The organism is Litorivivens lipolytica (genome assembly GCF_014191715.1).
GTDB classification, from domain to species: Bacteria; Pseudomonadota; Gammaproteobacteria; order Pseudomonadales; family Spongiibacteraceae; genus Litorivivens; species Litorivivens lipolytica.
Genome location: NZ_JACHWY010000001.1, coordinates 1,546,622 through 1,568,293, shown reverse-complemented (window position 1 = coordinate 1,568,293; position 21,672 = coordinate 1,546,622). Strand labels below are relative to the sequence as shown.

The following is a 21,672-nucleotide window of genomic DNA, read 5'->3' as shown; positions in this document are numbered from 1 at the left end:
AAACTGTCGATTATTTGATGCAATCTGCCATGGTCAGCGGCGGTGGCAACCGCGACAATAGTTGACTACTAATCCAAAAACCAGAATAGCAAGTTGTAAGGAGTCATCATGGGGCCACTGACAGGAATGCGCATCATCGAGATTGAGGGGCTGGGGCCAGCGCCTTTCTGCGGGATGATGTTTGCGGATATGGGCGCTGAGGTTATTTCGATCTCCCGCAAATCCGGTAGTACCGCCCGCCCGGCTGAAATCAGCGAGCGCGGCAAACGCAGTATTGCGCTCAACCTCAAATCGCCACAGGGCGTAGAGGCACTGCTGAAACTCTGCGAAACAGCCGATGCGCTGATTGAAGGCTTTCGCCCCGGCGTGGCCGAGCGCCTCGGTATTGGTCCGGATGATTGCTGGGCGCGCAACCCCAAATTGGTTTACGGCCGCATGACCGGCTGGGGCCAGACCGGGCCACTGGCACACGTCGCCGGCCACGATATGAATTACATTTCCCTGTCCGGCGCCCTGCACGCGATTGGCCGCGCCGGCGAAAAACCGGTGCCCCCGCTGAACCTGGTGGGTGACTTCGGCGGTGGTGGTATGTTCCTCGCCTTTGGTGTGATGAGCGCCATTTGGGAGGCGGGTCGCTCCGGCAAAGGTCAGGTGGTCGACGTGTCGATGGTGGAAGGTTCCGCCGCGTTGATGCACATGATGTATTCCTTCAAGGCCATGGGCGTGTGGGAAAATGAGCGCGAGCAGAACATGCTCGATGGTGCGGCCCACTTCTACGACACTTACGAAACCAGCGACGGCAAATACGTGTCTATCGGTTCAATTGAGCCGCAATTCTACGCCTTGCTAATTGAACTGGCGGGCCTCGATAAAGACGAGTTTGCCCCGCAAATGGACAAGGCCCAGTGGCCGAAGCTGAAGGAAAAGCTGGCGGCGGTGATTAAAACCAAAACCCGCGACGAGTGGTGCGAGATTATGGAAGGCACCGATGTCTGTTTTGCCCCGGTGTTGTCCATGACCGAGGCGCCGACGCATCCGCACAATGTGGCCCGCCAGTCCTTCGTTGAAATCGACGGCGTAATGCAACACGCCCCGGCGCCCCGTTTCAGTCGCACGGCGCCTGCGACCCCGACCTCCGCCAAGGCGGCTGGCAGTGAAACCGAGGCGGTGCTGAAAGAGGCCGGTTACTCCGAGGCCGAGCTTGCAGCCCTGCGTGAAGCTGGCGCACTGACCTGATTTAATTCGGTTTACATTCAGCCGGCTTTGCGACGCTGTAACCAGTGTACAAAGCCGGTGCCCGCCATCCAGCAAGCTATCAGCCCGCTCATTATCACCAGCCACTGGTAAAGGCTATTCAGCCCATAAGCGGTGTGCAGGGGATACAGGGTTTTCATTAATTTTTTGCCCATGGGTAATGTATCTGCGCTCTTAAACGGCTCGATACTCCCGTCGCCATTAACTTTCACCACCGTCCGCCCGTTAGGATCCCATTCGCCGGCCAATCGAAAGCGCGATCGAAATTGCGGGTCGTCGTGCGACGGTATTCTGAGGTAGCTTGGCCAGGCATTTGGCACTTGAGCGGCAGCCTGTTTGAACAGTGCTGAGGCTGGCAGTGATCCCGGCGTAGCTGCCGCTTCGGGCGCAGCGGGAGGTGAGACAGTGCGGGTGGCGGGAAAAAGGGCGCGCTGCACCCGCTGCTCGATCAGGATGGTGCCGCTCAGCACAACCGTAAGCACCACCGGCAGGCAGAGTGCGCCGGTGTGACGATGATATTGAATCAGGTGTTTGCGGTGCAGGCGACGAGGTAGCAGCCATCGAATCTTGATTCGCCGCCGGGCCGGCCACCATAACCAGAGGCCGCTTAACAGCAGGAAGAGGGTGAGTGCGCTCATCACCAGCAACAGAATTTCTCCCCACAGCCCTGCCAGCAATTCCGTATGAAAAACCCGTAGCCACTCCAGTACCGGTAGTAACCAGTGGTGATCGGCGAGCACCTCTAGTGTTTCGGGTGCCAGCAGCAGGCGCCGCTGCTCGTTCGTGATGATTTGCCAGTACGGCTCGTCGGCATTCGGGGCCTTCACCAGTCCTTGCTGTTCGCTGGGAATTTGCAGCGCGAGGTGGTCCAGGTCGAGAGCGATCTGCTCAATGCCGTAATTCGGCGGCAAGGGGGCAGCGAACAACCACGTCAGCAATAGTGGTTTGGCGGCCAGCAGGCTGCCGCTGATGCCGGTCACCATAAGCAGCAGAGTCGCGCAAAGCCCGGCGAGCTTGTGCCAGCGTCGCAGGGCCTTGCGGGTCGGGTGACTGGGGGATAAAACGCTCATGGTAACTAGGTGCGCTGGGTAACGTTGCTGCGCACCCTAGGGCAAAGTTCGTTTCGAGGCAACGCGTGTCGAAAGGTTTGGCAGTAAAAGCAATTGAACTGACGGCAGAAGTCTATGCAATCGAAAGCTTTTGCCAGTGGTTCGCGCGGCGGTCGGCGTTATGATCGGCCTTCAATTATTGAAGGAGTGGATTCATGTCTCAGCGCTTGTCGGGAAAAATTGCCTTGGTTACCGGGGCCGGTCAGGGCGTGGGGCAGGGCATAGCCTTCGCCTTGGCCTCCAATGGCGCCAGTGTGGCCGTCACCGGGCGCACACTGTCCAAGCTCGAAGCGACGTGTGCCGAGATTGAGCAGCGCGGCGGCAAGGCTTTGCCTATCGAGTGCAACGTCAAAAACCTCGACTCCATGACGGCCTGTGTCGAACAGGTGGTTAAGCACTTTGGCGGGCTGAATATTCTGGTCAATAACGCACAGGAAGTGCCCCTCGGCGATCTGCATTCCATCACCGAAGAAGCCTTTGAGGCGGGCTGGCAGTCCGGGCCGCTGGCAACCCTGCGCATGATGAAATTGTGTCACCCTCATCTGAAGGGCGATGGCTGTATCGTCAATCTGGCGTCTACGGCCGCCAAGCGCTGGGATATGAAGGGCTACGGTGCCTACGCAGCCGTCAAGGAAGCTATCCGCTCCCTCAGTCGCGGCGCTGCCTGTGAGTGGGCCGACGACGGTATTCGCACCAATGTGATTCTTCCCCATGCCCTGTCGCCCGCCCTGAAGTGGTGGACGGAAACCCGGCCGGAGGAAGCGGCGGAGTTTGTGGCGTCCATCCCCATGAAGCGCATCGGTGACTGCGAGCTGGATATTGGGAACTTTGTTGCCAGCCTGTGCAGTGACGACAGTCGCTACGTCAATGGTCAGACCATCGCGCTGGACGGCGGTCAGGCCTCCCTGGGCTGATTCCGGGCCGTTAAGGCGAGCGGGCACAAGCCGCTGACGCGAAGGCCCGCTTCCCGCTATAATGCCCGGCTTGATTTTCCGGGCATTTGGGAACACATGACTATTCAGGACACCATGATATCCATGGGCCGTCAGGCGCGCGAGGCCTCGCGCATTATGGCGGCGTTGGGCACGGGCGAAAAAAACGCGGCACTGCAGGCCATTGCGGAGGCCATTGACGGTGCGCGTGCCGCCATTGCCGAAGCCAACGCAAAGGATCTGGCCGCCGGTCGCGACAATGGGCTCGACGCGGCATTGCTGGACCGTCTGGAGCTGACCCAGAGTCGAATCGACGGCATGATCGAAGGCCTGCAGCAGGTTGCAGCCCTGCCTGATCCTGTCGGCGAAATCAGCGATATGAGCTACCGTCCCAGCGGTATTCAGGTGGGCAAGATGCGGGTGCCGCTCGGTGTGATCGGCATCATTTATGAGTCCCGCCCCAATGTCACAGCCGAGGCGGCCAGCCTGTGTTTGAAGTCCGGCAACGCCGCCATTCTGCGCGGTGGCTCTGAGGCCATTCACTCCAATCAGGCTATCGCCGACTGTATTCGGCAGGGCCTCGCCAAGGTTGGTCTGCCCGAAACCGCAGTACAAGTGGTGGCAACCACCGATCGCGCAGCGGTTGGCGCACTGATTACCATGCCCGAATACGTGGATGTGGTCGTGCCTCGCGGCGGCAAGGGGCTGATCGAGCGTATTTCACGCGATGCCACTGTCACGGTGATCAAGCACCTCGACGGTATTTGCCACGTTTACCTTGATGACGACGCCGCAGCCGACAAGGCACTGGCGATCGCGGTAAATGCCAAAACTCATCGCTACGGCACCTGCAACACTATGGAAACCCTGCTGGTGGCGGAAAGTCGTGCAGCGGAACTGTTACCGCCCATCGCTGAACAAATGCGTGCCAAGGGTGTTGAGCTGCGGGGCTGCGAGCAGTCCCGGGCTATTGTCAGCGATATGCTGGCAGCAACCGACGAGGACTGGAGCACCGAGTATCTGGCACCGATTCTGGCGGTGAAAGTGGTGGCAGGGCTGGACGAGGCCATTGCCCACATCAACCAGTGGAGCTCCCAGCACACCGATGCCATCGTCACCGAGAACTACACCAAATCCCGCCGTTTTCTGCGGGAGGTGGATTCGAGTTCGGTGATGGTGAATGCCTCCACCCGCTTTGCCGATGGCTTTGAATACGGGCTGGGTGCCGAGATCGGTATTTCCACCGACAAGATTCACGCTAGGGGCCCGGTCGGACTGGAGGGCCTGACCTCACAGAAATATATCGTGCTGGGTGACGGGCATATCCGTCAGTAATATGTCCCTCGCGCTCGGCATCTTCGGCGGCACCTTTGACCCCATTCACCGGGGGCACGTGGAGTGCGCCCGGGAATTGCAGCAGCGACTGGGTTTTAACCGGCTCGACCTGTTGCCCTGCCACCTGCCGGCCCATCGCAGTACGCCCAGTTCGACCTCTGAACACCGCCTGGCCATGGCGCAGCTCGCCGTTGAGCCGTTGTCGGGGCTGGGGGTGGATGACCGGGAGTTACGTCGCGGCGGACCGTCCTATACTGCCGACACGCTCGCAGAGGTGCGCGGCGAATTGGGCGATCAGGCCAGTCTGACCTTTGTGATGGGCAGTGATGCCTACAATTCACTGCACCAGTGGGTACGCTGGCAATCCCTGTTTGAATTTGCGAATGTGCTGGTGATGGGTCGCGACGGCGTGGCAGTTGAACCCGATGCGGCAGTGATGGCCTATACTGAGCCGCGTCGGATGGATGCGGCGGAATTGATCAGTAAGCCCAGCGGTGCGTTCGCCCACATTACCCTGCAGCCCTGGCCGCAGTCGGCCACCGAGGTGCGGCGCCGGCTGGAGGCGGGCGAACCTCTTTCGGGCTGGTTGCCTGAGGCTGTGTTGGACTACATCAGCAAACACCGGCTTTATTGTTAAAATCTGGAGACGCATGAAATCTGTTGAATTGGTGGAACTGGTCAAAAACGCGCTTGAGGACATGAAAGCGCGTGATGTGGTGGTGCTCGACGTACGTGAAATGACAGGGGTCACCGACTACATGGTTGTGGCCAGCGGCACGTCCAATCGCCATGTGAAATCTCTCGCCAATAACGTGCTCGATGAGGCCAGACAACAAGGCCTCAAACCGATGGGCATGGAAGGTGACAATGTGGCTGAGTGGGTGTTAGTAGATTTTGGCGACGTGGTGGTGCATACCATGTTGCCCGAGGCTCGCACCTTCTACGACATTGAGCGCCTGTGGTCCGTGCCGGCAAGCAAGCCGAGCGATGCGGATTAAACTGCTCGCCGTCGGCACCCGCATGCCGGGTTGGGTGGAAGAGGGGGTTGCGGAATACCTCAAGCGCCTGCCTGCCGAATTCAGTCTTGAAATTCAGGAAATTCCCCTGGCCAAGCGCGGCAAGAACCCGGATATCCGCCGCGCCCGGCAGCATGAGGGCGAGGCCCTGCTGAAAGCTGTGCCGCGGGATGATCTGCTGGTCGCGCTGGATGTCACCGGCAAATCGCTCAGTACTGAAAAGCTAGCCGAGACTCTGGGTGGCTGGCATAACGAGGGCCACAATGTCAGTCTGCTGGTGGGCGGCCCGGACGGTCTCGATCCGGCTTGCCTGGAGCAGGCCCGGCAACGCTGGTCGCTGTCGGCCATGACCCTGCCGCATCCGTTGGTGCGGGTATTGCTGGCTGAACAGATTTATCGAGCCTGGAGTATTCTTCAGGGTCATCCCTATCACCGCTAAGCAGGCCCGTTAAAACACCGATGCCGCCACTCGACAGACTCAAGGACCCCAATCGCGAACGCCGCCTGTTTGGCCGTCGCTATCTGGTGGCGATTGTGTTGATTGGTATCATGCTCGGCATTATCTGCGGCCGCTATTTTTACCTGCAGGTGATCGAGCATGAGTTGTATCAGGTGCAGTCGGATCGCAATCGTATCCAACTCCAGCCGATTCCTCCCAAACGTGGTCTGATCTACGATCGCAACGGCGTTTTGCTGGCGGAAAATATTCCCAGCTATAGTCTGGTGCTGATCAAGGAGCGGGTACCGGATGTCGACGCAACCCTGAGTGAGCTGGCCGCGATAATCGACATCGACGAGGACGACATACGCAAGTTCAAGCGGCGTTTGCGTCACCGTAGGCCTTATCAGGCGGTTCCGCTCAAGCTGCGGCTCACCGAAGAAGAGATCGCCCGCTTTGCGGTCAATCGCTATCGCCTGCCGGGCGTGGATATCGACGCTCAACTTATCCGCTACTACCCCCAGGGCGAGCTGCTGGCTCATGTGCTGGGTTATGTGGGGCGGATCAATGAGCGCGAGATGGAAGAAATCGACACCGTCAATTACAGCGCGACCAACTACATCGGCAAACTCGGGGTTGAGAAGTTCTACGAGGAATCCCTGCACGGCACGGTCGGCTACCAAAACGTCGAGACAAATGCCCGTGGCCGGGTTTTGCGGGTACTGGAACGCCATCCGCCCATTCCCGGCGCTGATCTGGTGCTTAACATTGATGTGGAGCTGCAAAAAGTCGCCCACGAAATTCTCGGTAATGAGCGCGGCGCGATTGTCGCCATCGACCCAGCGGACGGCGGTGTGCTGGCCATGGTTAGCACACCCAGCTACGACATAAACCTCTTCGTAAACGGGATCAGCAGCAAGGATTACAAGGTGCTGCGCGAATCGCCGGATTTACCCCTGTTCAATCGCACACTGCTGGGGCAGTACCCACCCGCATCGACACTCAAGCCGATCCTTGGTCTCGGCGCGCTCCACTACGGTGTGGTTACGCGCCGAACCACGGTTTACGATCCGGGCTGGTTTCAGTTGCCTAACGATGAGCGGGTCTACCGCGACTGGAAAACCGGCGGCCACGGCAACCGTATCGACCTGCATCAGGCCATTGTCGAATCCTGCGACGTGTATTTCTACGATATGGCGGTCAATATGGGGATTGATCGTATCCATGAGTTCGGCACCCGTTTTGGTTTGGGTGAGCGTACCGGAATTGATATCGACAATGAGCGCGCCGGCCTGTTGCCATCGCGTGAATGGAAGCGTGAAGTCAAAGGGTCTCACTGGTTTCCGGGGGAGACCGTCAACGTCGGGATCGGGCAGGGCTTTATGCTGACAACGCCCATGCAGCTTGCGGTCGCTACGGCGGTCTTGGCCAATCGCGGCGAGCGCAAGGTGCCGCGTATCGTCCGCACTATCGATGGTTTTCCGGTACAGGCGCCAATTAAACCGAAGGTTGAGATCGCCAACGACAGCGACTGGGATTACATTCGGGAAACCATGGAAGGCGTGGTTCACGAAATCCGGGGTACGGCGAAGAATATCTCGAATAATCTGGATTATCGCATCGCAGGGAAGACCGGAACCGCACAGGTTATCGGTATCGTCTCTCACGACGAGCACGACCCGACGCAACTCGCCAAGCGCCAGCGCGACCACGCCTTGTTTGTCGGTTTTGCTCCCGCCGATAACCCGACGATTGCGCTGGCGGTGATTGTGGAAAATGGCGAAGCCGGCGGTCGTGTGGCGGCGCCAATTGCGCGTCGTGTATTCGATGCCTATCTGCGCCCGGACAAGGTCAAGCCTAAAGCGCCGGTTAAGCGCCGCGCGGCTGATGGGAGCGAAGAGGTATGAGCCACTCGGATTTTATCCGCCAGCTGCCGCGCGACCATCACTCCCATGATCTGCAGCGCAATCTCCTGCAGCGCCTGCGCATTGATCTCAGCCTGCTGGTGTTGTTGCTGACGCTGACTGGTTTCGGTCTCTTGATTCTCTACAGTGCCAGCGGCGAAAGTGCTGCCATGGTTGCCCGTCAGGCGCGCTATTTGTTGATCGGTTATGTGGTCATGTTTGCGGTGGCTCAGGTCAATATCGAAAGCCTTAAGCGCCTGGCGCCCGTTGCTTACGTGGGCGGTATCGGCTTGCTGTTGGCGGTCAGTTTTTTTGGCGACGGTGCCAAGGGGGCTCAGCGCTGGCTGTCGATCGGGGGCTTTCGGTTCCAGCCTTCAGAAGTGATGAAGCTGGTACTGCCCATGACACTGGCCTGGTATTACTCGGTGCGCCCCCTGCCGCCACGTTTTAGTGCGGTGCTGAGCGGCCTGGTGATTCTCATGGTGCCGGCGCTGCTGATCGCGCGCCAACCCGACCTGGGTACCGCCATCATTATTGCCTCGTCCGGTATTTTTGTCCTGTTTCTGGCGGGGATGGGTTGGCATATCATCGCGGCCGGATTCGCTCTGCTGGGCGCTGCCGCCTGGCCGATCTGGGAGTTTCTGCTGCACGACTACCAGCGCGGCAGAATTCTGACCATGCTCAACCCGGAGCGGGACAAGCTCGGCGCCGGCTGGAACATTATCCAGTCACAGACCGCAATCGGCTCCGGCGGGATGGATGGCAAGGGTTGGCTGCAGGGCACTCAGTCCCATCTCGACTTTTTGCCTGAAAGTCATACGGATTTCATTGTCGCGGTGCTGGCTGAAGAATTCGGTCTGCGCGGTGTGGTGGCGCTGGTTCTGGTCTACTTGCTGGTCATTCTGCGGGGTTCCTGGATTGCTGTTCACGCAAAACACAGCTTTGGACGACTGTTGGCGGGGAGTATTACGCTGACTTTTTTTGTCTATGTGTTTGTGAATATGGGAATGGTATCGGGATTGCTGCCGGTAGTTGGTGTACCCTTGCCGCTGGTCAGTCAGGGCGGCACCTCGTTGGTTACCCTGATGATCGGATTCGGTATTCTTATGAGTATTCGCGCCGACGAGCGCTTTATCCACCAGTAAGCATAATAACGGAAGGTTTCTGAACACTATGCGTAAAGCCCTGATGTCCCTCGTGCTGTTTCTGTCACTGCCGGCAGCTGCGTGGGCGAGTTATCTGGATCACGAGCAGGCAAAGGCATTCACAGACCGCATGGTCACAGAGCACGGTTTTGAGCGCGCTCAGGTGGAGAAACTGCTGGCTCAGGCCGAGCGCAAACAGAGCATCCTCGATGCGATCTCACGTCCGGCGGAACGCACCCTAGAGTGGAAAGACTATCGCAAGATTTTTATTCAGGATTCACGGATTGATCAAGGCGTGGAATTCTGGCGCGAGCACCGCGCGACGCTGGAACGCGCTTATAAGCAGTACGGTGTGCCACCGCAGATTATTGTTGCCATCATTGGTGTCGAGACCCGTTATGGTCGCCACAAGGGCAACTACCGGGTACTGGACGCGCTGGCCACTCTGGGTTTTGACTATCCCCGGCGAGCCAAATTCTTCAGCAAACAGCTGGAAGAATATCTGCTCATGACCCGCGAGCAGGGACTCGATCCGTTGGAGCTGAAAGGCTCCTATGCTGGCGCCATGGGTTTCGGTCAGTTTATACCCAGCAGCTACCGCGCTTACGCCGTAGACTTTGACGGCGATGGTGTGGTCGATATTGTGAACAACCCGGTGGATGCCATCGGTAGCGTCGCCAATTACTTTGCCCGTCACCACTGGCGCAACGGAGAGGCGGTTACGCTCGCGGCCGAGGTGACTGAGCAGCACGACCCTGAGGTATTTGAAGCCGGTCTGAAGCCCAAGTGGACCGTTGCCGAGCTCGCCAAGAAAGGCGTGCGCAGTTACGCCAAGTTGGACGGTGACGATATGGCCACGGCGATTCGCTTTATCGGCGATGAAGGCGTGGAATACTGGCTGGGCCTCGATAACTTTTACGTGATTACCCGCTACAACCACAGCTCCATGTACGCCATGGCGGTATATCAACTCAGTCAACTGGTGGCCCAGCGTAACGCGCAATGAAACAACGCTCGCTCTATTGGGCGCTGGCCCTCTGTGTGTTGCTGCCGGGCTGCTCCTGGCTGAAGGATTCACCCTCAACCGCCTCTCAGGTACCGCCCTCCGGGCCCGGCAAGGACGGCGCGCCGTCGCGGACCCTGGATCCAGCGATGATTCAGGATGCCGTGCCGCGCTGGGAAGCCATTACCGCGCGTGGCAATGTGAGCCCTTACGTGGTGATGGGGCGCCGTTACGAACTGATGACCGATTACCGGGACTACCGCGAGCGCGGTACGGCCTCCTGGTATGGCACCAAGTTTCACGGTCGCCTCACCTCCAATGGCGAGGTTTACGACCTGTACAAAATGACGGCTGCCCACAAGACCCTGCCGATTCCTGTCTATGTGGAGGTGACCAACCTCAGTAATGGCCGCACGGCAGTGGTTCGCGTCAATGATCGAGGCCCCTTCCACGGCGACCGGATTATTGATCTTTCCTACGCGGCTGCGGTCAAACTGGGCTTTGCGGACAAGGGCACGGCGCCGGTGGAAATCCGAGTCATTGATCTGGATAATAAGCGGCATTCTGCGGGGGTGGCCCGCGAGCAGGCGCCGGAATCGCATTATTTCCTGCAAATTGCGGCCTTTCAGGTCAAGGGGAGCGCCTTGCGTTTGCAGGCTGAACTGGCGGGTCGGCACGAATTGCCGGTGCATATCCACGCCAGTGACGATTCACCACCGTTCTACCGGGTTCGGGTAGGTCCGTTCACGGACTATCTTGAGGCGGAAAGGGTTCGTCGCAAGCTCGAGCAGGACAATTACGGGCTGGCGTCGATTGTCACCCACAGTCGCTAATGTATAGGCACTGGCGACTGACTACAGCACATACTGAAAATACAAAACGGAAGACCATGTCTTATACCAAACATCTGCTTGCCTTGCTGTTTCTGCTGCCTGTTCTGGCTTCGGCCCAGCCTTCGCTGATCCCGGCGCCGCCCCAGATTGCGGCCAAATCCTGGATTTTGATGGATGCTGACAGCGGCGAGATCATCACCGAGCACAACGCGGATGAGCGCCTGCCGCCGGCCAGCCTGACCAAGCTGATGACCAGCTACGTGTTGTCGTATTGGCTGGAGAACGGTCAGGTTACCAATGACGACATGGTCACCATCAGCAAGAACGCCTGGGCGCAGAACCCGGTTTTTAAGGGCTCTTCCCTGATGTGGATTGAAGTGGGTAAGCAAGTCGCGCTCGGCGATCTACACCGGGGCATTGTGGTGTCATCCGGTAATGATGCCAGTGTGGCTGTGGCGGAATACATCGCTGGCAGCGAGAAGTCCTTTGCCGAGGTGATGAATCAGCACGCCTACCAGCTGGGTATGAAGAACACCCATTTTGTTAACTCCCATGGCTTGCCGCACGAAGAACACTACTCCTCAGCCCGTGACATGGCCTTGCTGGCCAAAGGTATTCTGGAGTATCCGAAGGAATATGCGCTCTACAGCGAGCGAGAGTACACCTACAACGGTATTCGTCAGACGAATCGCAACCGTCTGTTGTGGAGCGATCCCAGCGTCGATGGTCTGAAAACTGGTCACACCGAGGCCGCGGGCTACTGTCTGGTATCGTCTGCGGAGCGCGAGGGTATGCGCCTGATTTCTGTGGTAATGGGCGCCAAGAGCGAGTCGGCCCGCGAGCGCGAAACCCAGCGTCTGCTGGCCTACGGCTTCCGCTTTTTTGAAACCCATCATCTCTATACCGCCGGTACCGAGCTGAGCACCAGTCGGGTCTGGAAGGGCGCGGCCGATAACGTCAGCCTGGGCGTTAAGGACGAGGTTTATCTGACAATACCCCGCGGCAAGCACAATGATCTTGAAGCAACCCTCAGTGTGGATGATGTGGTGACGGCTCCGGTCAGCGAAGGTCAGGAGTACGGTGAACTGGTGGTGTCGCTGGAGGGTGAAGAACTGGTGCGCGCCCCGTTGGTCGCCCTGCAGAACGTGGAAGAGGGTGGTCTCGTGAAGCGTTTGTGGGACGCTATTGTTCTGTTTGTACTTAACCTGATTGGCCGCTGATGTCTGACCCTGAAGCCCCCAAAATTGAATTTCCGTGCGCCTATCCCATTAAGGTGATGGGCGACGCGGAGCCGGATTTTCGCGATATGGTAGTGGAGGTCATGAGCGGCTTCTGCGGCCCGATTGACGACCGCGACGTTAGCGTCAAGCTGAGTCGAACCGGCAAGTTTTCCTCCGTAACGGTCACCATTACCGCGACTGGCGAGCGCCAGCTCCAGTCTATTTTCGAAGCTCTCAAGGCCACCGGCCGCGTACAGATGGTGCTTTGATGGCGGCGCCTGCCACGCTGACCGTGCGCTGGCTGGGCCAGAGCGACTACGAACCCACCTGGCATGCGATGCAGGACTACACCGCCGCGCGTGGCCCCGACAGCGCCGATGAGCTGTGGTTGCTGGAGCATCCGGCGGTATTTACCCAGGGGCAGGCCGGTAAGGCGGAGCATCTGCTAGCACCGGGCGATATCCCGGTGGTGCAGGTCGATCGCGGCGGTCAGGTTACTTACCACGGCCCCGGCCAGTTGGTGGGCTACGTATTGCTGGATTTGAAGCGACTCGGCATCGGCGTTCGGGCGCTGGTTACAACCATCGAAGAGAGTATCGTGGCACTGCTGGCTGAACATGGGGTCAGTGCAGCTCCGCGAGCGGATGCCCCCGGTGTGTACCTTGAAAATGGCGCCAAAATCGCGCAATTGGGCCTGAGAGTGCGCCGCGGCTGCAGCTTTCACGGCCTCAGCCTCAATCTGGACATGGATTTGACTGTATTCCAGCGTATCAATCCCTGCGGTCACGTCGGGATGGCGGTGACGGATCTGGCTTCCACCCTCGGAAAACCGGTTGACCTGACTCGCATAGGCGAGCGTCTGGTGGAGATATTTCGCGAGGCCTTCGGTTATTCTGCCTGCGATCACGTGTACAATGCAGAGTTTCCCTGTAGTTCGAGGTAAGTCATGACTGAGCAAACCGACAAAACGCCGGCGGCCAAGCGCGCCCGGGGTCGGGCTGCACAGCGCCCGGTGGTTCAGGGCGAGAAGCTTCGCGGCGCCGAAAAGGTCGCCCGCATCCCGGTCAAAGTGATTCCCACTACCGAGTTGCCCGCTAAGCCCGATTGGCTGCGCGTGCGTATTCCCGCCAGCCCGGAAGTCTCCCGTATCAAGAGCGTGTTGCGTCGTCACAAGCTGGCCTCGGTCTGTGAAGAAGCCCAGTGCCCGAATCTAGGTGAGTGCTTCAGTGGCGGTACCGCCACCTTTATGATCATGGGTGAAATCTGCACCCGTCGTTGCCCCTTCTGCGATGTGGCCCACGGCCGACCCCTCGCGTTGGATGAGAACGAGCCGCGTGAACTGGCAGAAGCCATTGCCGAAATGAACCTCAAATACGTGGTCATTACCTCGGTCGACCGCGATGACTTGAAAGACGGTGGTGCGGAGCACTTTGCCAATTGTATTCGCGAAACCCGCGCCCGTATGGACGGTATTCGCATTGAAGTACTGGTGCCGGATTTCCGTGGCCGCATGGATATCGCGCTCGACATTCTCGCTGCCGAGCCGCCGGATGTGTTCAATCACAATCTGGAATCGGTACCTAGCCTGTACCGTAAAATCCGCCCTGGTTCCGACTACCAGTGGTCACTGGATCTGCTCAAGCGCTACAAAGAGCGTCGCCCCGAGGTGCTCACCAAATCTGGCCTGATGCTGGGTTTGGGGGAAACGCGTGAAGAGCTGATTCAGGTGATGCAGGACATGCGCGAGCACGACATCGATATGATTACCCTTGGCCAGTATATGCAGCCGAGCCGCGATCACCTGCCGGTGGATCGCTTTGTCCACCCGGATGAGTTCGATGAATATGCTGAGATCGCGAAGGAGCTCGGTTTCAAAAGTGTGGCCAGTGGCCCACTGGTACGATCCTCCTACCATGCCGACAAACAGGTCGATATCAGCCTGTTGAAATAAGTTCAGGAATTCCACAATGACTGTAGAACAGCTGCTCGGCGCCCTGCGAGCCGGCCCGGTGGCTTTTGACGATGTGATGGCCGTAATCGACCAAAACTATGCCTTCACGCCCACCGCCTTTCGCAACGGCGAGGCGCAAAACTCTTCGGGAAGCAATAACGGCTCGTGCAAGATTTTCGCCTTTGCGAAACTGCACGGCCTCGATAAAAATTCCACGCTTAATGCGTTTGGTGATTTTTACACTCAGGATGTGCTGCAACACCCGGACGGTGAGGATCACGCCAATATCCGCAATTTCATGCGCACGGGCTGGGACGGCGTTGAATTTTCTGGCGAGGCGCTGACGGCTATTTAGCCTCTCTTTCTCCTAACGACTAGCGCTCCTGTGCAGTATTCACAGGAACCTCGCCTGCCCTGACACTATCCAAACACTCTCACGCAGCAGTATCAGACCCGCGATAAGCGCGGAATAGAGGAGTGTTTTTATGAAGCTAGTGAAATGGATGGGCTTGGCCCTTTTAGTGAGTTTCTCTGCGCTGGTGCAAAGCGCCCCTGCGGGTAATGCGAATGCTGCTGCCGATCAGGTCGCGCGGCTCGACAGCATTGTGCGGTTGAGCGAAGCTCAAGAAAAGGAAATTGAGGCTTTGCTAGTTGAATCAGAGCAGGCCACGACGAAACTGAGCCGCGAAATTCAGTCGATGAAAATCGAGCTGGGGCAGGAAATCGGGCCTGACTTCAATGAAAGGGCAATCCGCAAGCAATCCGCCAAGCTGGGTAAGCTGAGCGGTGAACTGACCGCTGAAACCGCTTTGCTACAGGCCAAGATTCAGAACGTACTGACGGAAGATCAGCGCGCTATTCTGCTTAAGCGGGCCCGGCAGGTACAGCAGTAAGCGCTATTGCATTTGTGTCGGTTCAGCGCTGCTTCAAATAGTCTTCGTGCAACGCCGTAAGAAAATACTCCAGTGCGTAAATCACCTGCAAACTGCGGCGCGAATACCAAAGTTCGAAAGCGTGCTGGGCGTAAGGCAGCTCGGCCAAACCTGCTCTGACGCCCGGCGTTTCGCGCAGCACTTTATACAATGCGCGGGATTCTTCAACGGGAGCCAGTGTGTCGCCCTCGCCATGAATAAGCAGCATGGGCGGCGCAGACTCATTGACGTGAAACAGGGGGGAAGCCTGCTGCCAGCGTTCCGGCTCATCGCTGAGCATGCACTTAAGCACGCGCTTGCCAACCAGATCTTCCAGCCCTTTGTGACGACGTTGGCCGAGGCTATTGGTGAAGTCGTAAATACCGTAGAACGGCACCGCACCCTGTACGCGGGTATCGCGGGATTCAAAGCCCGGTTGGAAAGCGGGGTCATTTGCCGACAGGGTAAGCAGGGCTGAGAGGTGACCGCCGGCCGAGCCGCCGGTCGCAATAATGAAGTTGGGGTCACCGCCATACTCGGTAATATGGTCTTTGACCCACACCAGTGCCCGTTTGCAGTCGATAATGTGATCGGGGAAGGTGGCGCCGGGGCTCAGGCGATACTGCACGGTAACGCAGACCCAGCCGCGACTGGCCAATTGTCCCATCAGGGGTAGGGCCTGTTGATCTTTGTTGCCAATCACCCAGGCGCCGCCGTGAATCTGCAACAATACGGGAGCGTTGGGTGGCAGGTTTTCCTGGTGAAAAATGTCCAGCTTGAGCGCTCGCCCATCCTGCTCGTGATAGGTCACATTGCGAACGCGCTTCACTCCAGGCACCTGAAAGGCGAAAGGATTGATTAGGTCTGGCAGTTCGGGGCGATCCGGAATATCGCGTCGCCGTTCCGGAGGAATGGCGTCAATGAAATTGTCGCCGAGTATCTGGCGGGCAGCTTTGAGCACATCCTGTCGAGCGCCATCGGCCTGAGAATAGAACTGGGCCAGCGCCAGCCAAGATGCGCCGGCAATCAGTACCGCAGAGGCATCAATCAGTCCATAAAGCCCGCCGCTGGCGATCAGGCCAATGGTGATCAGAAACTCCATCACGATAAAGTGCAGAGGCAGTTCGCCCACCAGCAGGCCAAAAGTAAAGCTGATCACACCAAATGCTTCAGGTTTTCCGCGCCAGGGGTGATAGCAATTCCAGGCCAGCCAGGCCCAGAACAGTGACAGGATCAGCATATTACGACTCTTTTGTTTTTATCGGGTTTTATCATCGGTTGTGCGCTGTTCAGGATACAAGGTATTCACTCATGGGTATGCAGTCAATTTTGTCGAAATCGATAAATCGCGCACAGCTCTCCATCATGACCTTCTCTCGTTCCTGCTGAAGTTCGGGCTTGCCCTCGGCATCGTAAAATGCGGCTCGTCCGTGAATAGCAGCCTCCGGAAAGTTTTCTTCGACAATGGCATCGCAGGGCGGTGCATCTGGCGTCAGGGCGCGCGTCACCACATTTTGTCGATAGCCAAAAGTAGATTGGGTTTCGATAGCGATTTTCGTGTGACTGCAGTGCCAGATATCGATCCATTCGTCAAAGCTGAGGCGTTCCGGTTTCTGCAGAAAAACCACCTGATTCATGCCTTCCGTTCGGGCGCCGGGTTTGGCTGGATAGCGGTTATTGAGTAGCGGCTCAGACTCGGTCACCAGATAACCACAGAAGCGTTGGCTGTGTTCAGCAAGGATAGTTTCCAGACGCTCGCGGTACACGCTGCTGTCTACCCAGATGGAAATGATGGCATCGGCAGCGGGAGAAACGCTTTCCAGGCGATAAGGGGCGGCTGCCGCTACGTCGGAGTCCGATACGCAAAGTCGAATGGTATGAGGAGTTTCGCGCCGCAGTTCAGGCGTTACCTTATTGAGCATCGTGTCGCGAAATGCATCGCTGGACTCATTTTCCGGCTTCCAGAGCATGTAGATCAGCTTTTCCATTGTTATCTCTTTAATCGTGGTAAGTGGGGCTTCAGGTTAGCGCAAACCGTACGCGACAAACACCGCACAGGCGGGTGATAAAGAATTTTATCGCGCTGGTTCAAATCTGCAGATCAAGCAATTCCGATCACTATTTTTACGGACTCATGAGAACGTGAGAGCAGGTATTTTAAAGGGTGAAACCATAAAACTGTGCGTCTGATCACGCGTGCTTGGCGCTGTTAATATTCACCGAAACTTGAAGCACTAATACCTATCTCAACGCGTAAGGATGGCCAATACGAGAAGCAAAAGGAGGAGCAGATGTTTGTTAAAAAAACACTTGTAGTCAGTTTGCTTGCCGCAAGCGGTGCCGCCGTAGCGCAAGGCCCTGTGGGGACTGGCATCCTGCCCGGAGGCTTGGGAGATTCCCTGCCGCTGGGTGTGAATGGTCAGTCGTCATTGGAGACCGAACCGCTGACTAGCGCAGCAACACCGGAAGGTGACGCAGGTGTGAATTTTAACGTCACTGAATTTCTTGCCGGTTCAATTGTTGCCCAGACCAATTCAGCGTCGCTGCCCGGCTTGGGTCAGCAAACTGCTGAGTTTGTGCAAAACCAAGGTGGTTCAGGCGGCGGTGGAACACCGCCAGCGCCGAGTGCCCCGTCAACGCCTGACGGATCATCAGCGCCCGATGGCTCAGCGGCGCCTGGCGCGCCATCGGCTCCGAATGATCCAACCGCGATGGGCGGAGGTATGGATGAACAGTCAACGCCGGATGCTGAAGGTTTTGTAACGGCCGTTTCCAACGCTGAGCCACCTAGCCAGAGCGAGCTGGAAAATCGGGTATCGGCGATTGAGACTCAGGTAACGAGTCTTCCCGATACTCTGGCGGCGGCTCAGCAGTCCAGCGCACCGAGCGCTCCGTCAGGGTCGTCTGCACCGTCGCAGCCTTCAGCACCCAGTGCTCCGTCAGCACCTGATGGGGGTGGCAATGTCGAGCCCACTGCGCCGCAGCAGCCAGATGCCCCTGACGGTGACGGTAGCAGTGCGCCTGACAGTGATGGTGTAAATATCGCCGTAGGCGTGCCTTCTGACGCAGAGGAGCAATCACCTTTGCCGCAGCCTTTTCAGGTTTCTGAGATCGTCAATGTAACGGTTTCGCTGCAGGCTGAGAGTCCGTCATCCGGCGGTGGCCAAGCGCCTTCTGTGCCGGCGGCGCCGTCTGCCCCCGATGAAGAGCCTGCCGCTCCGGCAGGGCCGGATGATCTTCCCGAGGCCTGAAGGAGCACCCTGAAGCAGGTTTAACAACTTGAGCCTGCTTCGTGATTTATCCCAGCCCGCCCAGTAGAGGCGGGCTTTTCGTGTAAGCTTTCTGCACTTTCCCGGTGCAGGACGACTCTAGGTGACTACTCATTTATCCCGACGTTCCTTGGTCGCAGGACTCGCTGCTGCGCCACTTGCTGCCTCTGCCTTGCCGTCGAGTACGGTTAAAAGCTGGTTTGCCAGTGTTGACGTTATTGTCGTTGGTTCGGGGGTGGCTGGTACGTCAGCGGCTATCGAGGCGGCGTCAGCAGGATCCAAGGTTTTGGTGCTGGAAATGCTGCCGAAGCTAGGCGGATCTTCAGCCATGTCGGGTGGCGTGGTGTACTGTGGCGGGGGCACTGCGCTGCAAAAGGCGTGTGGTGTTGAGGATACAGTCGAGGCCATGCGCGATTACATTCTTACCGCCAGTGGTCTTTACGCACAAACTGACAAGGTTGAACTCTATTGCGAACAGTCGGTTGCGCACTTTGACTGGCTGGTCGCACAAGGTGTGCACTATCAACCTTCGTACACGCCGGCCAAGGGCTTGCCCGGAACCAGCGATTCTCTCTATTACTCAGGTTCTGAGCAGGTGTCGGAGTTCGCCGATAAAATCCCGGCCGCGCCGCGCGGTCATGTGCCGGGTCATTCGGGATGGACGGGCGGCCGCAGTCTGATGGAGGCTTTAATCCCTGCGGCCCGACGGGCCGGAGTCCAGTATCTGACGGGTGTTACCTGTCAGCGTTTAATTGTGGAGTCCGATGGTCGCATCGGCGGCATTCAGGTCGAGATGGACGGTGCAACCCGGCAGTTGCGTGCCAAACGTGGCGTTGTTCTCGCCGCGGGTGGTTTTATCCACAATCGTGAGATGTTGCAGGTTTATGCACCGGAATTAGCCCAGTGTTCAGTGCCGTGGGGCAACATGGGCGATCAGGGGCTGGGTATTCAGATGGGCGTCAGCGCGGGCGGCGCCACTGCGCAGATGCATCATGGCTTCGCCATTATGCCGCTCTATCTGCCGGACCATGTATTGAAGGGCATTGTAGTGAATGACAAGGGCCAGCGCTTTATTACAGAAGACCATTACCACGCCTTTCTCGGTCACGATATTGCTTTTCATCAGCGCGGCAAGGCTTGGCTGATTACCGACAAAACCAGTCAGTATGGCTACGACGACTACCGGGTTACCGAAGTTGTACGCGCAGCTACCGTGAGCGAGTTGGCCGAGAAGCTGCCCATGCCCAAGGATGCGCTGCTAGAAACACTCGGATACTACAATCGACATGCGCGGGCACAACAAGATCCGCTCTTCGGCAAAAGCCGGGAGTATCTGAGTCCCATTGGAGAGGCGCCTTTTGTGGCCTACGACCTGAGCGTTGATAAGGCTTTTTTCCCCGCTCATACCTTCGGCGGTTTGCGCACTAATCTGAACGCACAAGTTCTCAATGGTTTTGGTGAGGCGATTCCCGGTCTCTATGCCGCTGGCCGCACCAGCGCCGGGTTGCCCGTAGCGCCTTATATCGCCAGCGGTATTTCCCTTGGGGACGGCAGTTTCTTCGGTCGTCGCGCCGGGCGTCATGCAGCGGAGAGTCGGGTATGAAAGGCGTATTCCTTGTCCTGTTAATGTTGTCGTTTTCAGTGAATGCTGAAATGCCGGTAGGCGACGCCGAAAGGGGGCGGCTGAAGTTTGGGCCCTGCCGAACCTGTCATTACCCCGAGCAGGGGGTGGGGCATAATAATGGCCCCAGCCTGTGGAATATTTTCAATCTCCGCGTTGGTAGTCAGCCGGGCTTCGATTACTACAGCGATGCGCTAAAACAGGCAGATTTTGTTTGGACGCCGGAGTTGATGAACGTTTGGCTGGCTGATCCAAAGCGGTTTTTGCCGGGCAATATGATGATGAGTTTGGGGATTGAGGATGCTCAGGATCGCGCCGATGTGATTGAATACCTCAAGACTTTTTCCGAACCCGAAACGCCCTGATCTGTGAGTCACCAACCTCTTAAAGCGGCGGCCTGGATGGCCGGCGCCATTGCCTCCTTTTCTGCCATGGCGGTGGCCGCGCGCATTGTGCTGGGCGATCTGACGCCCCTGCAGTTGATGTTCTACCGCAATATTCTGGCAGTGACGATTCTGGTCTGTTGTTTTCCGCTTATGGGCGTGCATCGCCTGAAGGTGCGTCAGCCCTGGGTGCAGTTGTTGCGCCACAGTGTGCATTTTCTCGCCCAGTACGCCTGGTTTGTGGCCATCGCTCTGATCCCGCTGGCGCAGGTATTTGCGCTGGAATTTACCGTACCGATCTGGTCGCTGTTATTTGCGGCAGTGATTCTCGATGAAAAAATCACCCCGCCGCGAGTCACGGCCGTGGTGCTGGGCTTTCTCGGGACGCTCTTGATCGTCAAGCCGGGGCTGGTAGAGCCCGAGTTCGGCACGCTGGTCATGCTGGCAGGCGCCTTTGCCTTTGGTATTGCCCACACGCTGACCCGCAAAATCACTCTTACGGATTCACCGCTGTCTGTGCTGGTGCTGATGAACCTCTTGCAGCTGCCGATGGCGGCGGTGGCTTTTATTTTCGATCCGGCTTGGCCGCCGGGCTGGCAGTGGCCTTGCCTGATATCCATTGCCGTTACCGCGCTAACGGCCCACTACTGTCTGACCAAGGCCCTGTCGCTGGCGCCGGCCAATGTGGTGATTCCGATGGATTTCCTGCGCCTGCCGCTGATTGCTTTGCTGGCGTGGGTAATTTTTCAGGAGGCGGTGTCGGTGTGGGTCTTCGCCGGTGCGGCACTGATGCTGGCCGGGGTGTGGATTAACCTTCGTAGCGAATCGCGACGATAAAATAATCACGTTCACCTTCCGGGGTGCGAACCACGAATTCATCATCCAGGCGTTTGCCCAGCATGGCGCGGGCCATCGGTGAATCCATCGACAGCTTGCGCTGTTTCAGGTCGAATTCATCAGGGCCGACGATGCGGTATTCCACGGTCTCGCCGTCCTCGTCTTCCAGCGTGACCCAGGCGCCGAAAAACACTTTCTCGCGATCACTGGGTGGGCGATCCACCACGGTTAGCTCTTCCAGTCGCTTGGTCAGAAAGCGCACCCGGCTGTCGATCTCGCGGAGCCTGCGCTTGCCATAGATGTAGTCACCGTTCTCCGAACGATCCCCGTTTTTCGCGGCTTCGTGCACGGTGGCGGTAACCTGCGGGCGTTCAACCTTCCAGAGTTGACGAAGTTCTTCGCGCAAGGTTCTTTCGCCCTCGGCGGTAATGTAAGCTGACCCTTTCTGGCGCGGTGGACGGTAGCGGCTCATGCTGACTCCTTGAAAACCGCCCGCATTGTAATGCTTTC

Annotated in this window: 24 protein-coding genes; 20 read left to right on the top strand and 4 right to left on the bottom strand. The window is 57.9% G+C overall.

Features of this window, described 5'->3' with window-relative positions:
• Positions 1 to 108 precede the first annotated feature (108 nt).
• Positions 109 to 1,236: a CaiB/BaiF CoA transferase family protein gene (locus FHR99_RS07220; RefSeq protein ID WP_221200392.1), complete on the top strand. Its 1,128-nt coding sequence runs from the start codon at positions 109 to 111 to the stop codon at positions 1,234 to 1,236.
• A 17-nt stretch (positions 1,237 to 1,253) separates the two neighbouring features.
• On the opposite strand, the gene FHR99_RS07215 is transcribed toward FHR99_RS07220, so the two are convergent.
• On the bottom strand, positions 1,254 to 2,324 hold the full coding sequence (locus tag FHR99_RS07215; RefSeq protein ID WP_183409832.1) for a PepSY-associated TM helix domain-containing protein: 1,071 nt from the start codon (positions 2,322 to 2,324) through the stop codon (positions 1,254 to 1,256).
• 194 nt (positions 2,325 to 2,518) lie between these two features.
• Between FHR99_RS07215 and FHR99_RS07210 the strand changes: the two genes are divergently transcribed.
• The 15 genes from FHR99_RS07210 to FHR99_RS07140 all read left to right on the top strand — a co-directional run bounded on the left by FHR99_RS07210 (position 2,519) and on the right by FHR99_RS07140 (position 15,034).
• Entirely contained in the window at positions 2,519 to 3,277 is a 759-nt protein-coding gene (locus FHR99_RS07210) for an SDR family NAD(P)-dependent oxidoreductase (RefSeq protein WP_183409831.1), read from the top strand.
• A 96-nt stretch (positions 3,278 to 3,373) separates the two neighbouring features.
• Positions 3,374 to 4,630 carry a glutamate-5-semialdehyde dehydrogenase gene (locus tag FHR99_RS07205; RefSeq protein ID WP_183409830.1) on the top strand — a complete coding sequence of 419 codons (1,257 nt, stop codon included), beginning with the start codon at positions 3,374 to 3,376 and terminating at the stop codon, positions 4,628 to 4,630.
• A 1-nt stretch (position 4,631) separates the two neighbouring features.
• Complete coding sequence (gene nadD, locus FHR99_RS07200) at positions 4,632 to 5,267, top strand: nicotinate-nucleotide adenylyltransferase (RefSeq protein WP_183409829.1); 636 nt, start codon at positions 4,632 to 4,634, stop codon at positions 5,265 to 5,267.
• 13 nt (positions 5,268 to 5,280) lie between these two features.
• Complete coding sequence (gene rsfS / locus FHR99_RS07195; RefSeq protein ID WP_183409828.1) at positions 5,281 to 5,628, top strand: ribosome silencing factor; 348 nt, start codon at positions 5,281 to 5,283, stop codon at positions 5,626 to 5,628.
• The gene (gene rlmH / locus FHR99_RS07190; RefSeq protein WP_183409827.1) at positions 5,618 to 6,085 is read left to right on the top strand and encodes a 23S rRNA (pseudouridine(1915)-N(3))-methyltransferase RlmH; all 468 of its coding nucleotides are present in this window, start codon (positions 5,618 to 5,620) and stop codon (positions 6,083 to 6,085) included. The genes rsfS and rlmH overlap by 11 nt, the downstream gene beginning before the upstream one ends.
• Before the next feature lie 20 nt (positions 6,086 to 6,105).
• Positions 6,106 to 7,992, top strand: a complete 1,887-nt coding sequence (gene mrdA / locus FHR99_RS07185) for a penicillin-binding protein 2 (protein WP_183409826.1) — start codon at positions 6,106 to 6,108, stop codon at positions 7,990 to 7,992.
• A complete protein-coding gene (rodA, locus tag FHR99_RS07180; RefSeq protein WP_183409825.1) occupies positions 7,989 to 9,134 on the top strand; it encodes a rod shape-determining protein RodA in 1,146 nt (381 codons plus the stop codon). The genes mrdA and rodA overlap by 4 nt, the downstream gene beginning before the upstream one ends.
• A 28-nt stretch (positions 9,135 to 9,162) precedes the next feature.
• On the top strand, positions 9,163 to 10,140 hold the full coding sequence (mltB, locus tag FHR99_RS07175; RefSeq protein ID WP_183409824.1) for a lytic murein transglycosylase B: 978 nt from the start codon (positions 9,163 to 9,165) through the stop codon (positions 10,138 to 10,140).
• On the top strand, positions 10,137 to 10,970 hold the full coding sequence (locus tag FHR99_RS16450) for a septal ring lytic transglycosylase RlpA family protein (protein ID WP_183409823.1): 834 nt from the start codon (positions 10,137 to 10,139) through the stop codon (positions 10,968 to 10,970). Before mltB ends, FHR99_RS16450 begins: the two co-directional genes overlap by 4 nt.
• Before the next feature lie 56 nt (positions 10,971 to 11,026).
• Positions 11,027 to 12,190, top strand: coding sequence for a D-alanyl-D-alanine carboxypeptidase family protein (locus FHR99_RS07165; RefSeq protein WP_183409822.1), 1,164 nt, complete (start codon positions 11,027 to 11,029; stop codon positions 12,188 to 12,190).
• The gene (locus tag FHR99_RS07160; RefSeq protein WP_183409821.1) at positions 12,190 to 12,459 is read left to right on the top strand and encodes an HP0495 family protein; all 270 of its coding nucleotides are present in this window, start codon (positions 12,190 to 12,192) and stop codon (positions 12,457 to 12,459) included. Before FHR99_RS07165 ends, FHR99_RS07160 begins: the two co-directional genes overlap by 1 nt.
• Positions 12,459 to 13,133, top strand: coding sequence for a lipoyl(octanoyl) transferase LipB (gene lipB / locus FHR99_RS07155; RefSeq protein WP_183409820.1), 675 nt, complete (start codon positions 12,459 to 12,461; stop codon positions 13,131 to 13,133). Before FHR99_RS07160 ends, lipB begins: the two co-directional genes overlap by 1 nt.
• 3 nt (positions 13,134 to 13,136) lie before the next feature.
• Complete coding sequence (gene lipA, locus FHR99_RS07150) at positions 13,137 to 14,141, top strand: lipoyl synthase (protein ID WP_183409819.1); 1,005 nt, start codon at positions 13,137 to 13,139, stop codon at positions 14,139 to 14,141.
• 16 nt (positions 14,142 to 14,157) lie between these two features.
• Positions 14,158 to 14,496, top strand: a complete 339-nt coding sequence (locus FHR99_RS07145) for a HopJ type III effector protein (RefSeq protein WP_183409818.1) — start codon at positions 14,158 to 14,160, stop codon at positions 14,494 to 14,496.
• A 130-nt stretch (positions 14,497 to 14,626) separates the two neighbouring features.
• The gene (locus FHR99_RS07140) at positions 14,627 to 15,034 is read left to right on the top strand and encodes a periplasmic heavy metal sensor (RefSeq protein WP_183409817.1); all 408 of its coding nucleotides are present in this window, start codon (positions 14,627 to 14,629) and stop codon (positions 15,032 to 15,034) included.
• A 22-nt stretch (positions 15,035 to 15,056) separates the two neighbouring features.
• Here the strand turns inward: FHR99_RS07140 and FHR99_RS07135 are convergent, their stop codons facing one another.
• The gene (locus FHR99_RS07135; protein ID WP_183409816.1) at positions 15,057 to 16,292 is read right to left on the bottom strand and encodes an alpha/beta hydrolase; all 1,236 of its coding nucleotides are present in this window, start codon (positions 16,290 to 16,292) and stop codon (positions 15,057 to 15,059) included.
• A 49-nt stretch (positions 16,293 to 16,341) separates the two neighbouring features.
• Positions 16,342 to 17,040: an EthD domain-containing protein gene (locus tag FHR99_RS07130; protein ID WP_183409815.1), complete on the bottom strand. Its 699-nt coding sequence runs from the start codon at positions 17,038 to 17,040 to the stop codon at positions 16,342 to 16,344.
• A gap of 303 nt (positions 17,041 to 17,343) precedes the next feature.
• Here FHR99_RS07130 and FHR99_RS07125 point away from each other — a divergent pair, with 303 nt between their 5' ends.
• The 4 genes from FHR99_RS07125 to FHR99_RS16580 all read left to right on the top strand — a co-directional run bounded on the left by FHR99_RS07125 (position 17,344) and on the right by FHR99_RS16580 (position 21,162).
• Positions 17,344 to 18,303 carry a hypothetical protein gene (locus tag FHR99_RS07125; RefSeq protein WP_183409814.1) on the top strand — a complete coding sequence of 320 codons (960 nt, stop codon included), beginning with the start codon at positions 17,344 to 17,346 and terminating at the stop codon, positions 18,301 to 18,303.
• 121 nt (positions 18,304 to 18,424) lie between these two features.
• Positions 18,425 to 19,924: an FAD-binding protein gene (locus tag FHR99_RS07120; protein ID WP_183409813.1), complete on the top strand. Its 1,500-nt coding sequence runs from the start codon at positions 18,425 to 18,427 to the stop codon at positions 19,922 to 19,924.
• Entirely contained in the window at positions 19,921 to 20,307 is a 387-nt protein-coding gene (locus tag FHR99_RS07115) for a c-type cytochrome (RefSeq protein WP_183409812.1), read from the top strand. The genes FHR99_RS07120 and FHR99_RS07115 overlap by 4 nt, the downstream gene beginning before the upstream one ends.
• Positions 20,308 to 20,310: 3 nt before the next feature.
• Entirely contained in the window at positions 20,311 to 21,162 is an 852-nt protein-coding gene (locus tag FHR99_RS16580) for an EamA family transporter (protein ID WP_183409811.1), read from the top strand.
• Here FHR99_RS16580 and greB read toward each other — a convergent pair.
• Positions 21,134 to 21,634, bottom strand: coding sequence for a transcription elongation factor GreB (gene greB, locus FHR99_RS07105; protein ID WP_183409810.1), 501 nt, complete (start codon positions 21,632 to 21,634; stop codon positions 21,134 to 21,136). The genes FHR99_RS16580 and greB overlap by 29 nt on opposite strands.
• Between the last annotated feature and the right edge of the window lie 38 nt (positions 21,635 to 21,672).

Bases quoted from the DNA above. Each gene is read 5' to 3' on its own strand.
- FHR99_RS16450 (WP_183409823.1), top strand. From the start codon at position 10,137: ATGAAACAACGCTCGCTCTATTGGGCGCTGGCCCTCTGTGTGTTGCTG.
- FHR99_RS07140 (WP_183409817.1), top strand. From the start codon at position 14,627: ATGAAGCTAGTGAAATGGATGGGCTTGGCCCTTTTAGTGAGTTTCTCT.
- rodA (WP_183409825.1), top strand. From the start codon at position 7,989: ATGAGCCACTCGGATTTTATCCGCCAGCTGCCGCGCGACCATCACTCC.
- FHR99_RS07160 (WP_183409821.1), top strand. From the start codon at position 12,190: ATGTCTGACCCTGAAGCCCCCAAAATTGAATTTCCGTGCGCCTATCCC.
- FHR99_RS07215 (WP_183409832.1), bottom strand. From the start codon at position 2,324: ATGAGCGTTTTATCCCCCAGTCACCCGACCCGCAAGGCCCTGCGACGC.
- mrdA (WP_183409826.1), top strand. From the start codon at position 6,106: ATGCCGCCACTCGACAGACTCAAGGACCCCAATCGCGAACGCCGCCTG.
- rsfS (WP_183409828.1), top strand. From the start codon at position 5,281: ATGAAATCTGTTGAATTGGTGGAACTGGTCAAAAACGCGCTTGAGGAC.
- rlmH (WP_183409827.1), top strand. From the start codon at position 5,618: ATGCGGATTAAACTGCTCGCCGTCGGCACCCGCATGCCGGGTTGGGTG.
- FHR99_RS07130 (WP_183409815.1), bottom strand. From the start codon at position 17,040: ATGGAAAAGCTGATCTACATGCTCTGGAAGCCGGAAAATGAGTCCAGC.
- nadD (WP_183409829.1), top strand. From the start codon at position 4,632: ATGTCCCTCGCGCTCGGCATCTTCGGCGGCACCTTTGACCCCATTCAC.
- mltB (WP_183409824.1), top strand. From the start codon at position 9,163: ATGCGTAAAGCCCTGATGTCCCTCGTGCTGTTTCTGTCACTGCCGGCA.
- FHR99_RS07145 (WP_183409818.1), top strand. From the start codon at position 14,158: ATGACTGTAGAACAGCTGCTCGGCGCCCTGCGAGCCGGCCCGGTGGCT.
- lipA (WP_183409819.1), top strand. From the start codon at position 13,137: ATGACTGAGCAAACCGACAAAACGCCGGCGGCCAAGCGCGCCCGGGGT.
- FHR99_RS07165 (WP_183409822.1), top strand. From the start codon at position 11,027: ATGTCTTATACCAAACATCTGCTTGCCTTGCTGTTTCTGCTGCCTGTT.
- FHR99_RS07115 (WP_183409812.1), top strand. From the start codon at position 19,921: ATGAAAGGCGTATTCCTTGTCCTGTTAATGTTGTCGTTTTCAGTGAAT.
- FHR99_RS07210 (WP_183409831.1), top strand. From the start codon at position 2,519: ATGTCTCAGCGCTTGTCGGGAAAAATTGCCTTGGTTACCGGGGCCGGT.
- greB (WP_183409810.1), bottom strand. From the start codon at position 21,634: ATGAGCCGCTACCGTCCACCGCGCCAGAAAGGGTCAGCTTACATTACC.
- lipB (WP_183409820.1), top strand. From the start codon at position 12,459: ATGGCGGCGCCTGCCACGCTGACCGTGCGCTGGCTGGGCCAGAGCGAC.
- FHR99_RS07220 (WP_221200392.1), top strand. From the start codon at position 109: ATGGGGCCACTGACAGGAATGCGCATCATCGAGATTGAGGGGCTGGGG.
- FHR99_RS07135 (WP_183409816.1), bottom strand. From the start codon at position 16,292: ATGCTGATCCTGTCACTGTTCTGGGCCTGGCTGGCCTGGAATTGCTAT.
- FHR99_RS07205 (WP_183409830.1), top strand. From the start codon at position 3,374: ATGACTATTCAGGACACCATGATATCCATGGGCCGTCAGGCGCGCGAG.
- FHR99_RS07125 (WP_183409814.1), top strand. From the start codon at position 17,344: ATGTTTGTTAAAAAAACACTTGTAGTCAGTTTGCTTGCCGCAAGCGGT.